The organism is Corallococcus sp. AB030, from assembly GCF_003668965.1.
In the GTDB taxonomy this organism is placed as follows: domain Bacteria; phylum Myxococcota; class Myxococcia; order Myxococcales; family Myxococcaceae; genus Corallococcus; species Corallococcus exiguus.
The window spans coordinates 1-12,006 of the sequence record NZ_RAWQ01000259.1; the positions used below are offsets into that span (position 1 = coordinate 1).

Annotated in this window: 6 protein-coding genes; 5 read left to right on the plus strand and 1 reads right to left on the minus strand. The window is 71.5% G+C overall.

All coding sequences use genetic code 11. The features are described 5' to 3' along the window. Positions 1-100: 100 nt before the first annotated feature. Entirely contained in the window at positions 101-2,524 is a 2,424-nt protein-coding gene (locus D7Y15_RS38610) for a DEAD/DEAH box helicase (RefSeq protein WP_121755698.1), read from the plus strand. A 33-nt stretch (positions 2,525-2,557) separates the two neighbouring features. Here D7Y15_RS38610 and D7Y15_RS38615 read toward each other — a convergent pair whose 3' ends face one another. Continuing rightward, entirely contained in the window at positions 2,558-3,052 is a 495-nt protein-coding gene (locus D7Y15_RS38615) for a helix-turn-helix domain-containing protein (protein ID WP_120581008.1), read from the minus strand. A 68-nt stretch (positions 3,053-3,120) separates the two neighbouring features. Here D7Y15_RS38615 and D7Y15_RS38620 point away from each other — a divergent pair, with 68 nt between their 5' ends. The 4 genes from D7Y15_RS38620 to D7Y15_RS38635 form a co-directional block, all read left to right on the plus strand. Next, positions 3,121-4,350, plus strand: a complete 1,230-nt coding sequence (locus D7Y15_RS38620) for a Glu/Leu/Phe/Val dehydrogenase (protein WP_014399186.1) — start codon at positions 3,121-3,123, stop codon at positions 4,348-4,350. A gap of 87 nt (positions 4,351-4,437) precedes the next feature. Then, a complete protein-coding gene (locus tag D7Y15_RS38625) occupies positions 4,438-5,655 on the plus strand; it encodes a threonine ammonia-lyase (RefSeq protein WP_120581007.1) in 1,218 nt (405 codons plus the stop codon). A gap of 52 nt (positions 5,656-5,707) precedes the next feature. After that, positions 5,708-7,078: a tetratricopeptide repeat protein gene (locus D7Y15_RS38630; RefSeq protein WP_121755699.1), complete on the plus strand. Its 1,371-nt coding sequence runs from the start codon at positions 5,708-5,710 to the stop codon at positions 7,076-7,078. A gap of 117 nt (positions 7,079-7,195) precedes the next feature. Then, on the plus strand, positions 7,196-12,006 hold a 4,811-nt coding region (locus tag D7Y15_RS38635; protein ID WP_121755700.1), incomplete at its 3' end, for a hypothetical protein.

A 12,006-nucleotide genomic window follows, 5' to 3' on the forward strand; every position in this document is an offset into this window, starting at 1 on the left:
GGACCATTGGTTCTCTTCCTCCCATTCGCCATGCGCGCTCCATACCCCAAAGTGCCGCGATTGTTGCCAGAGGGTAATGCAGGGGCTATGCCCATGCCCGATGAGCGACATCCAAGAGCCCACGCCGGGAGCCCCGGCGCCTGACGAAGCCACGACGCGTCCCGGCGAGTACATCGCGGACATCAGCTTCGAAGAAATGAACCTCTCCGAGCCCCTCCGCCGCGCGCTGGCGGAGCGCGGCTACACCAGCCCCACCCCCGTACAGGCCAAGGCCTTTGGCCCCGCGATGGCGGGCAAGGACCTCATCGTCCGCAGCAAGACGGGCACGGGCAAGACGGCCGCCTTCGGCCTGCCCCTGCTGGAGAAGATTCCCGCGGACGAGAAGCGCGTGCGCGCCCTCATCCTCTGCCCCACGCGCGAGCTGGCGCTCCAGGTGGCGGAGGAGCTCACCACGCTGGCCAAGTACAAGGGCGTGAAGGTGGCGGCCATCTACGGCGGCGCCTCCATGAAGCAGCAGGAGGACGCGCTGGAAGAGGGCACGCCCATCATCGTGGGCACCCCCGGCCGCGTCTTCGACCACATCAACCGCGGCAACCTCAAGCTGGACGGCTGCGACCACGCCATCCTTGACGAAGCCGACGAGATGCTGAACCAGGGCTTCTACGAGGAGGTCACCCGCATCCTCGACCGTCTTCCGAAGACGCGCCAGGTGCTGCTCTTCAGCGCCACCGTCCCCACGGACATCCAGAACCTCATCGCGCGCTACACGACGAACGCGGAGACGCTGCTGCTGTCCGGCGACGTCTTCACGGTGGAGCACATCCACCACATCCGCTACGACGTGTCGGATCAGTTCCCCAAGCCGCGCAACCTCATCTACATCCTGGAGAAGGAGGAGCCCTCCAACGCCATCATCTTCTGCAACACGCGGGATGACACGGCGCTGGTGACCGCGGTGCTCAACCGCAACGGCTTCGACGCGGAGCTGCTCAACGGAGACCTGCCGCAGAAGGAGCGCGAGCGGGTGATGGGCAAGGTGAAGCGCGGCGAGGTGGCCTTCATGGTCGCCACGGACATCGCGGCGCGCGGCATCGACATCTCCGGGCTGGAGTACGTCATCAACTACTCCCTGCCGGAGGACCCCGCCGTCTACCTGCACCGCGTGGGCCGCACGGGCCGCATCGGCAACAAGGGCACGGCCATCAACCTCTTCTCCGGGCGCGAGCTGGCGACGTTCACCGTGCTGGAGAAGAAGTTCGGCATCAAGTTCGAGATGCGCGAGATGCCCGCGCCCGAAGAGGCCATGCACCTGTGGACCGAGCGCCACCTGCGCGAGCTGCGCGAGGGCATGGGCTCCAGCATCTTCGAGGGCTTCCTGCCCCTGGCCTCGCAGCTCAAGCAGCGCCCGGACGCGGACGACCTCATCGCCTTCCTCATCAAGTACTACTTCAGCCGCCTGCGCATGGAGAAGGCGCAGGCCGCCGGTGAGACGGAGAAGCGCGAGCCGGTGGAGAAGAAGCCGCTGGAGCGCCGGGGCAAGGACCGCGACCGTGAGCGCGACCGCGAGCGTCCCCGCCGTGAGGAGCGCGGCGAGCGCACCGAGCGTCCGCGCCGCGACGAGCACCCGGACCGCGAGCGCCGTCCGCGCCGCGACGAGCCGCGCCGCGAGGACCGGGGTGAGCGCCGGGGTGCCGGTTCCGCCGCGCTGGAGGCGGGCCCGGGCGAGACGAAGCTCTGGGTGAACCTGGGCACCGCGGACGGCCTGGGGCCGGGCAGCATCGCCACGGCCATGGAGGACGCGGGCGCGCCGCTGGGCAAGATGGTGCGCGCGGAGTTGCGCCCCACGTTCGCGTACGTCTTCGTGGCGGAGGAGGACTCCGCGGGCTTCGAGGCGCTCAACGGCAAGCAGCACGGCGGCAAGACGCTGCGCGTGGAGAAGAGCAAGCCGCGCAGCGAGCGCGACACCACCAGCACCCGCGCGCCCCCGTCCCCGGACGCGGGCCCCGGCGAGGTGAAGCTCTGGGTGAACCTGGGCATGGACGACGGCATGGACGAGGCGAAGCTGCCCGCCACGCTGGAGGCCATGGGCGCCCCGGCGGGCAAGGTCATCAAGGCCCTCACCCGCCCCACCTACGGCTACGTCTACGTGCCGGAAGGTGACGCCGAGGGCTTCGAGTCGCTCAACGGCAAGGCGCACAACGACAAGCCGCTGAAGCTGGAGCGGCACCGTCCGCGCGGCCAGCGTGAAGAGCGCCGCCCCCGTCACGAGTCCCTGCAGGACCTCCCCGGCCAGGCGCGCCTGTGGGTGGGCCTGGGCCGTCAGGAGGGCCTGGACGAGGCGGGCGTCACCGCCGCGCTGGAGGCCGCGGGCGCTCCGGCGGGCAAGGTGCTGCGCACCGACCTGCGCCCCACGTACGCGTATGTCTTCGTGGCGGAGGAGGACGTGGAGGGCTTCGAGTCCACCCACGGCAAGCCGCACGGCGAGGGCAAGACGCTCAAGGTGGAGCGCGCTAAGCGCAAGTAGTGCTTCCGCGCCTTCGGGGGGCTCACGGCCCCCTCAAGGCTCCGGAGCCGTCTTCTTCCTGCGGGCCCGGTGGTAGTGCGCCACGCACAACCCCCGAGCCAGCACGGGCCGGCCGCACTCCGGTGAAGCGCAGGCCGCGCTGGCCTCCTTCGCCGGAGGAGTCGAAGCGCCCGGCCCACCGCTGAACATCGCCTCCGCCACGGCCATCAGACGGTCCACGTCGTCCCGGCCCAGTTTCTTCAGCCGCACCCACTCCACCAGCCGATGAGCCCCCGCGTCCTCCGCGTCCTCCAGCCGGAACAGCTCCCCCAGCGGCAGCTCCAGCGCGGCCGCGACCTGGAGGAGCGTGTCGTAGCTGGGGTTGCGCTCGCCGCGCTCCAGCAGGGACACGAAGCTCACGGAGATGTCGCACCGGGCGGCGAAGTCCTCCTGGGTGAGGCCCCGGCGCTCGCGCAACGTGCGGATCCGCCGCGCCAGTCCCTGCAGGGACGAGCCGGCGTCGCTGTCGTCCGGGGAGTGGGGGCGCATGGACGCACCCATCGTAGCGCACCGCTTCTGTTAAGGTTTTCCGTCTGTCCTCAGGAGTGAAGCCCACCATGAACGCCGTCGACGGCACCAACTACTACTTCCGCAAGGCCGCGCGGGTGATGGACGTGGGCACGCCCATCGAGACGCTCCTGGCCACGCCCCTGCGCGAGGTGAAGGTGCAGGTGTCCATCGAGATGGACTCCGGCGAGATCCGCACGTTCCTGGGCTACCGCATCCAGCACGACAACAGCCGCGGCCCCATGAAGGGCGGCCTGCGCTACCACCCCGCCCTGGACCAGGACGAGTGCGTGTCGCTCGCGTCGCTGATGACGTGGAAGACGGCCGTGGTGAACGTGCCCTACGGCGGCGCCAAGGGCGGCGTGGCGTGCGACCCCGCGCAGATGAGCCTCAAGGAAGTGGAGCGGCTCACGCGCAAGTTCGTGGATCAGATTCAAGACGTCATCGGGCCCACGCGGGACATCCCCGCGCCGGACGTCAACACCAACCCCCAGGTGATGGCCTGGGTGATGGACCAGTACTCGCGCTACCACGGCCATTCGCCCGCGGTGGTGACGGGCAAGCCCCTGGAGCTGTACGGCTCCAAGGGCCGCGAGGCCGCCACCGGGCGAGGCTTGCTCTACGTATGCCGTGAAATCCTGAGGGATCTGGGCATGCCGGTGAAGGGCACGCGCTTCGCCATCCAGGGCTTCGGCAACGTGGGCAGCCACATCGCGCAGCTCATCTGGGGCGACGGCGGCGTGGTGGTGGCCGCGTCCGACGTGCTGGGCGGCATGTACAACCCCACGGGCCTGGACGTGCCGTCCCTCTTCGAGCACGTGAAGCGCACCGGCACCGTCACCGGCTTCAGCGGCGGCACGCCGTGCCGCAACGAGGACGTGCTCGCGGCGGACTGCGAAGTGCTCATCCCCGCGGCCCTGGGCCACGTGCTCACCCGCGACAACGCCAACAGCGTGCGCGCGCGTTTGGTGGTGGAGGGCGCCAACGGCCCCACCCAGCCGGAGGCGGACGACATCCTGGAGAAGCGCGGCATCTTCGTGGTGCCGGACATCCTGGCCAGCGCGGGCGGCGTCACGGTGAGCTACCTGGAGTGGGTGCAGAACCTCCAGCACGTCTCCTGGGAAGAGGATCGCGTCAACGCGGAGCTGGAGAAGACGATGAAGGAGGCCTACGACCGGGTGGCTCAGATTGCACGGTCTCGTAAGGTTTCCATGCGGACGGCCGCGTACATCCTGGCCATTGGCCGGGTGGGCAAGGCCACGGTGCTGCGCGGCATCTGACGCACCCCGCCGCGCACGCGGGCAGGCAGGCGTGGGGCTCCGGGCCGCTTCCGTGCGGGGCGCGCTTCCGCTACACGCCCGGCCATGATGGTCACCCTGCAGGACATCCAGGCGGCGCGCGAACGGATCCGCACCGCGCTGCGCCCCACGCCGTGCCCCGCGTCGGACTACTTCACGGAGAAGACCGACTGCGCGGTGGTGTACTTCAAGCTGGAGAACCTCCAGCGCACCGGCGCCTTCAAGGAGCGCGGCGCGCTCAACAAGCTGCTGACGCTGACGGAAGAGGAGAAGCGCCGCGGAGTCATCGCGGCCTCCGCCGGCAACCACGCGCAAGGCGTGGCGTACCACGCGCGCCGGCTGGGCATCCGCGCCACCATCGTGATGCCGGAGCGCACGCCGCTCATCAAGGTGACTCGCACGCGCGATGACTACGGCGCGCGCGTGGTGCTCAAGGGCGCCAACTACGACGAGGCCTACGCGGAGGCCCTGCGCATCCAGGCCGCGGAGAACCTGGTGTTCGTGCACCCCTTCAACGACCCGCATGTCATCGCGGGCCAGGGCACCATCGCGCTGGAGCTGCTGGAGCAGTGCCCGGACCTGGAGCTGGTGGTGGTGCCGGTGGGCGGCGGCGGGCTCATCTCCGGCGTGGCGGTGGCGCTGAAGGAGACGAACCCGCGCATCCAGGTGGTGGGCGTGCAGGCCTCCACCATCGCCAGCATGAAGGCGTCGCTGGATGCGGGGAAGCGCACGGAGCTCACCCACGCGGGCACCACCATCGCGGACGGCATCGCGGTGAAGGTGCCGGGGGACCTCACCTTCGAGCACGTGCGCAAGTACGTGGACGCGGTGGTGACGGTGGACGAGGAGGAGATCGCCGCCGCCATCCTGATGATGCTGGAGCAGGAGAAGTCGGTGGCGGAGGGCGCGGGCGCGGCGGGGCTGGCGGCGCTCGTGAACGGCCGGATTCCGCAGGCGAAGGGCAAGCGCGTCGCCATCATCGTGGGCGGCGGCAACATCGACATGAACGTCATCAGCCGCATCATCGAGCGGGGCCTCGTGAAGGCGGGCCGCCTGGTGCAGCTGGAGGTGCGGCTGCCGGACCGGCCCGGCGTGCTCGCGCGGCTCACCACGCAGATTGCGGAGATGCGCGCCAACGTGGTGGACCTGCACCACGACCGCGCCTTCTCCAAGGCGGGGCTGGGCGAGGCCACGGTGGAGGTGATGCTGGAGACCACCGGGCACGCCCACATCCAGGAGCTGATGGCCGCGCTGGAGGCCCAGGGCTGGCAGGTCGCCCGGACGTAGGGCGGGGAGGCTTGCGCGGGCGCTCGGGGCTTCGGCGATACTCCGGAAACCCATGAACACGCCCCTCATCGCCCTGCTGCTCCTCGCCGCCGCTCCTCCCGCGCAGAAGGCGAAGGAGCTGGCCGCCCACAAGGAGTGGGAGGAGCTGTACCTCGCGTTCGCCGCCGCGGACCCCGCCTCCTACCCGGAGGCGCAGCGGCCGTCCGTGGCGGGCCCGCTGCTCAAGGGCTGCGAGGCGCTGCTCCCGGAGGACGCGGTGATGGCGTACTCGCTGGGCGAGCGCGCCGTGGCCTTCCAGGAGACGGCGGGCGGCCTGCGCTGCCTGGCGCGCTCCGCGCTGAAGACGGATCAGCGGGCCGCCGCGGAGGAGGCGCTGAAGAAGGGCCTGGCCACCTTCCCCAAGGACGGCGCGTTCGCGCTGGAGCTGGGCCGGTTGCAGTTGCAGGACAAGGACTCGGCGGGGGCGCTGACCACGCTTCAGCAGGTGCCCGCGAAGTCGAAGGAGGCCGCGGAGGCGAAGAAGCTGATGCAGCAGGCCCGCTCGCAGGTGTCGGAGGAAGGGGCCGCGCGGCGCGAGGCGGAGCGCCTGGAGCAGCGGATGAATGGCGAGCCCTCCTCGGGGGACACGCGCCAGGCGAGGGCGACCGCGGGCGGAGAGATCCGTTCGGCGGGCCTGAGCTACGAGTCCGGCGTGGGCAAGGACGGCATGCGCGTGCGCCAGAACAGCCGCTTCGCCATCCGCTACTTCAACAGCGACCGGGACTTCGGCCAGCGCGCTGAGTACGAGGGCAAGGTCGTGTCCGCGCTCGACGAGGCCTATGAGTTCACCCAGCGCACGCTGGGGAAGGCCCGCGAGCGGCAGCTGAACGTGGTGCTCTACACGCGCGACGAGTTCGCCACGCACATGGGCGCCCGGTACGCGACCGCGGTGGCCGGCCTGTACTCCGAGGACGCCATCCGCATGAACGACGCGGCGGAGCTGACGCAGGCGACGAAGGCCACGCTGGTCCACGAGTACGTGCACGCGGCGGTGGACGAAATCTGCCCGCGCGGCGGCGGCGCCCTGCCCCGCTGGTTCAACGAGGGCCTGGCCGAATACATCGAGTGGCGCTACCTGGGGCTGGACGGCCCCCCGCGCTATCTGCGCGACGTGATGCGCTCCCAGGCGAAGCAGGGGCGGCTGCCGAAGCTGTCGGACATGGACCAGCAGGCGCCCATCTCCATGTCCCAGCCCGAAGTCGCCTACGGAACATCCGCCATGGCGGTGCGGGAGCTGGTGCGGCTGGGGGGCCAGGAGAAGCTGCTGGACTTCATCCAGAAGGCGGGCCAGGCCGACTCCTTCCAGGAGGCCCTGAAGGCCACCTACGAGAAGGACTTCTCCGGCCTGGACCAGGCGGTGCGTACCGCCCTCTCGGGGAGGTAGCGGCCGGTCGGGCGTGGCGGATTGGTTTACCCCCTGGCGGGAGTCCCCTACACTCGCGACCCTCCAAGATTTTCGCTGCGGCGGTCCCCCCAAGACGCTGGCGCAGCAAGGTGACGGATGTCCGATACGCGCGCCGCGATGAGAGAGTTCCGCTTCCTGGATGAGAAGCGGAAGCTGGGAAGTCTGTCCGCTGTCGAGGAAGCTCGCTGGGTCGAGTTGCGCGGCCTTTTGGGCATCCAGGACGCGGCGGACACCGCGGCGGCGGCCCAGGCGTGGGCCCAGCCCGAGCAGCAGCCCCAGGGGTACTACGGCGAAGACGGCCAGTGGTACGCCTACCCCGCTGGCTACGACCCGAACGCCCAGGGGTACTACGGCGAAGACGGCCAGTGGTACGCCTACCCCGCTGGCTACGACCCGAACGCCCAGGGGTACTACGGCGAGGATGGCCAGTGGTACGCCTACCCCGCCGGCTACGACCCGAACGCGGCGGCCTATGATCCGAACGCGGCGGCGGCCTGGGCGCAGCAGGGTTACGACCCGAACGCGGCGTATGACCCGAACGCGGCGGCGGGCTACGCGGCCCCGGTGGATCCGCAGGCCTATGCCCCTCAGGCGCCCACCGAACCGGACAGCCTGAACCTCAGCACGGACGACATCGACATCCCCTCGCTGAGTGAACCCGCGCCGTGGATGCCGCAGGCGCCCGTGGCGACCTCGCCTGCCGCGGCGGAGGCGACGTGGGACACGAGCGCCGAGGAGGACTTCTCCGGGCTGTCGACGGAGACGCCGCCCCCGGTAGCCGCCGCCGAGCCGGAGCCCTCGCTGGAGGATTCGTTCGCGGACCTGTCGATGGAGGTCGAGTCGGAGGCCCAGGTCCCGGCGGCGTCCGGGCTGGATCCGATGGCGGAGGCGCTGGCCTCCGCGGAGCACGCGGTCGGAGAGGCGGAGCTGCTGGAGGCCGAGCCCGTCTCCGAGGCGGTGCTGGCCGAGGACCTGTCGCCCGTGGATGCGGCGTGGGACGCGGCGCCGCTGGCGGTGGAGTCCGAGGAGTCCCGGGCCAGCGCGCTCGATACCGCGCCGCTCGCGGTGGAGCCGGCAGCGCCGGCCGAAGGTACGGCTTCGGATTGGGACTGGAGCGACGTCGCGACGGCGGAGCCCGCCGCGCCGGTGGAAGCCGCCGTGGAGGAGGCCCAGGCGGTCGCCACGGAGACGGCGGAAGCGTGGGGGACGGACGCGGCCCCTGTCGCCGAGGCGCCGGAGCACGGTGGAGAGATCGCGCTCGGCGCGGGTGACATCGCGGAGGCGTGGACCGACGGCGCCACGGAAGTGCCCGCGGAGGAGATCGCCCTGGATGCGGGCGATGTCGCCACGGAGTGGCAGCCGGAGACGGCCAGCGCGGAGTCCTGGCAGTCCGGTGGAGCTGCCTCGGCGACCGGCACGACCGAGGTCGAGGCTGCGTGGCAGGCGACCGCGGAGGCGGAGGAGATCCCGCTCAGCACGAGCGACGTCGCCACGGACTGGCAGGCGGAGGGTGAGACTCCGGCGGCCGATGCGATCGCGCTCGGCACGAACGATGTCGTCGCCACGGACTGGCAGACCGGCGGCGAGGCCGCGGCGGAGGAGATCGCGCTCGGCACGAATGACGTCGCCACGGATTGGCAGACGGCGGGTGAAGCTCCGGCTGCGGACGCGCTGAGCACGAACGACGTCGCCACGGAGTGGCAGGCGGCGGGTGAAGCTCCGGCTGCGGACGCGCTGAGCACGAGCGACGTCGCCACGGAGTGGCAGGCCGACGCGACGGAAGCTCCTGCCGAGGAGATCGCGCTCGGCACGAGCGACGTCGCCACGGACTGGCAGGCCGACACGGCCGCATCCACCGACGAGAGCGCGCTGGCCTCCGGTCATGCGGCGACGGAGTGGACGGCGGACAGCGCCGTCGCCACCGGGACGCCCGCCGAGGAGATCGCGCTTGAGTCGAGCGAGGTCGCCACGGATTGGCAGTCGGGCAGCGCCACGAGTGATGTCGCGACGGAGTGGCAGGCCGACAACGCGGCGCCGGTGCAGACCTCCGCCGAGGAGATCACGCTCGGCACGGATGACGTCGCGACGGAGTGGCAGGCCAATGATCCGTCGGGTGTCGCCGCCGAGACGTGGCAGGCTGGCGCGGAGACGCCCGCCGAAGAGATCGCGCTCGACGCCAACGATGTCGCTCACGAAGGCGTCGCGGATGGGTCCTACGACGGCGCGGCCTCGGCGGTCGCGGCCGGTGTGGAGGCCCAGACCTTCGACGTGGCCGACCTGGGAGCCGAAGAGGAGCAGCAGCTCACTCCGCCGCCCTCCCCGTTCGCGAATGAGCCGGGCATTCCGTCGCTGCGGATCCGCAGCATCCCGGTCGGTCCGGACATCGAAGCCGACACGCTGGAGCTCGGCTCGGACGATGTCGAGCCCGCGGCCGAAGTGGCCCCTGCATCGGAGCAGTGGGGCGAGATGAGCGGCAGTGCCGACGACGCCGTGCCGCTGGCCACCGCCTCCGAGTCGCTTGCCGAAGCGCAGTCCGGGGAGTCTTCGGCGTGGGACACCTCGGGACAGGATGCGCAGTCGTGGACCGCCGAGGGAGCGCCCTCGGACGCCACCGACACCGTGGGGTTGCAGGACGCGTCCGCCGCCATCGAGCTCCAGCCCGAGTGGGCCGCCGATGCCGTGGAGCCCGCCGCGCCCATCGAGCTCCAGCCTGAATGGGCCGCCTCCGCTGACACGGCGGAGGAAGCCGGTTCGACGCAGGCGTGGTCCGGCACCGCATCGACCGAACAGCCCACCGCGCCCGCGTGGGATGCCCCGGCCGCCGAATCCGCGTGGGTCGCCTCCACGGCCGCGCCCGTCGCGGACGCCCAGGGCGGATGGACGCCCCCGTCCGAAGAGGCTCCGCTGATCGAGGCCCAGTCCGAATGGGCCACGCATGAGGCCGACGCCGCACAGCCGGCACAGGCGTCCGACTGGAACGCCACGGAAGAAGCCGCGCCCGTCGAAGCGCAGCCGGAGTGGGCCGCCGCTGAAGAGGCCCCCATCGAAGCGCAGCCGGAGTGGGCCACGGAAGAAGCCGCGCCCGTCGAAGCGCAGCCAGAGTGGGCCGCCGCCGAAGAGGCGCCCATCGAAGCGCAGCCCGAGTGGGCGACCACGGAAGAAGCCGCGCCCGTCGCCGCGCAGCCGGAATGGACCCCCACCGAAGGCACCTCCACCGTTCCCACGCAGCAGCAGTGGGGAGCCGAGGAGGCCGCGCCCATCGCTGCGCAGCCGGAATGGGCCGCCGAAGAGGCTCCCATCGAGGCCCAGCCCGAGTGGGCCGCTGCTGAGGAGACCGCGCCCGTCGCCGCGCAGTCCGAGTGGGCGACGGCTGAAGAGGCTCCCATCGAAGCGCAGCCCGAATGGGCCACGGAAGAGACCGCGCCTGTATCAGCGCAGTCCGAGTGGGCCACCACGGACGCGACGCCTGCCGCCGCGCAGCCGGAGTGGGCGACGACCGACAACACCCCGGAGGCCGCGCCGATCGAGGCCCAGCCGGAGTGGGCCACCGCCGACGCCGCTCCGGTCGCTGCGCAGTCGGAGTGGGCGACCACGGAAGAAGCCGAGCCCACGGCACCGCAGTCGGAGTGGGCCGCGACCGAAGAGGCAGCCCCCATCGAAGCGCAGCCCGAGTGGGCCACCGAGGAAGCAGCGCCCGTAGCGACGCTGCCTGAATGGGCCACGGAAGAAGCCGCCGCGCCCGTCGCCGCGCAGCCCGAATGGGCCGCCGCCGAAGAGGCGCCCATCGAAGCGCAGCCGGAGTGGGCCACGGAAGAAGCCGCCACGCCCGTCGCTGCGCAGCCCGAATGGGCCGCCGCGGAAGAAGCCCCCATCGAAGCGCAGCCGGAGTGGGCCACGGCAGAAGCCGCCACGCCCGTCGCTGCGCAGCCCGAGTGGGCCGCCGCGGAAGAAGCGCCCATCGAAGCGCAGCCCGAGTGGGCCACGGAAGAAGCAGCCACGCCCGTCGCCGCGCAGCCCGAATGGGCCGCCGCGGAAGAAGCTCCCATCGAAGCGCAGCCCGAATGGGCCACGGAAGAGACCGCGCCTGTATCAGCGCAGTCCGAATGGGCGAGCACGGAAGCCGCTGCTCCTGTCTCCGCACAGCAGGAGTGGGCTGCCACTGAAGAAGCCGCGCCCATCGAAGCGCAGCCCGAATGGGCCACCGAGGAAGCCTCCGCGCCCGTCGCCGCGCAATCCGAATGGGCCGCCGCGGAAGAAGCCCCCATCGAAGCGCAGCCCGAATGGGCCACCGAAGAAGCTGCGCCTGTCGCTGCGCAGCCGGAGTGGGCCGCCGCCGAAGAAGCTCCCATCGAAGCGCAGCCCGAATGGGCCACCGAGGAAGCCGCCCCCGTCGCCGTACAGCCGGAGTGGGCCGCCGCCGAAGAGGCACCCATCGAAGCGCAGCCGGAATGGGCCACGACGGAAGCCTCCGCACCTGTCGCCGCGCAGTCCGAGTGGGCGGCCGAAGAGGCACCCATCGAAGCGCAGCCGGAGTGGGCCGCGGCCGAAGAGGCACCCATCGAAGCGCAGCCGGAGTGGGCCACGACGGAAGCCGCCATGCCGGTCGTCGCGCAGCCCGAATGGGCCGCGGCTGAAGAAGCCCCCATTGAAGCGCAGCCCGAATGGGCGACCACGGAGGCCGTGCCCCCGGGCGCGGATCAGCCGTGGGCCGCCACGGACGCCGCCGCGCAGTCGGAGTGGGCCGCCACCGAGGACGCCTCCGCGAACTCCGCCTGGGCCCAGCCGTCCACCGACACCGAGCAGCCCTGGGACGCCCCGGTCGAGGAAGCCGCCCCTGCTTGGGGCGCCGCTCCCGCCACGCCGGAATGGGGTGCCCCCCAGGCCCCCGCCGCGCGCTCCTCCTGGGC

Bases quoted from the DNA above. Each gene is read 5' to 3' on its own strand.
- D7Y15_RS38620 (WP_014399186.1), top strand. From the start codon at position 3,121: ATGAACGCCGTCGACGGCACCAACTACTACTTCCGCAAGGCCGCGCGG.
- D7Y15_RS38610 (WP_121755698.1), top strand. From the start codon at position 101: ATGAGCGACATCCAAGAGCCCACGCCGGGAGCCCCGGCGCCTGACGAA.
- D7Y15_RS38615 (WP_120581008.1), bottom strand. From the start codon at position 3,052: ATGCGCCCCCACTCCCCGGACGACAGCGACGCCGGCTCGTCCCTGCAG.
- D7Y15_RS38625 (WP_120581007.1), top strand. From the start codon at position 4,438: ATGGTCACCCTGCAGGACATCCAGGCGGCGCGCGAACGGATCCGCACC.
- D7Y15_RS38630 (WP_121755699.1), top strand. From the start codon at position 5,708: ATGAACACGCCCCTCATCGCCCTGCTGCTCCTCGCCGCCGCTCCTCCC.